This window comes from Streptomyces sp. NP160 (genome assembly GCF_006335115.1).
GTDB lineage: Bacteria > Actinomycetota > Actinomycetes > Actinomycetales > Quadrisphaeraceae > Quadrisphaera.
Map to the genome: position 1 here is coordinate 1 of NZ_VDMJ01000127.1, position 237 is coordinate 237.

Consider the following 237-nt stretch of genomic DNA (forward strand, 5'->3'; position numbering starts at 1 on the left):
GTCCAGCACTGACCGTGACCCAACTGGTGGTCTCGAAAAGGCTGTTGGCTCGAAGACGATCCTCAGGCAGGACGAGAGCCTTCAGGTGCGCTCCGCTCGCCGCGTCGAAAGCTACGGATGCTGCTGTCTGGAGAACGCCGACCGCGCACAGGTGAGTGAAGGTGAGTCCGTGGAAAGCCATGGCGATCGGGATGCTCGCCAGCACCGCGCACCGGACCAGATCAGCGCTGATCATGA

At 62.4% G+C, this 237-nt stretch carries 1 pseudogene; it reads right to left on the reverse strand.

Annotated features, from left to right (window positions below):
- Nucleotides 1–237 (reverse strand): annotated as a pseudogene (locus tag FHN55_RS23405) (MFS transporter); the annotation flags it as partial.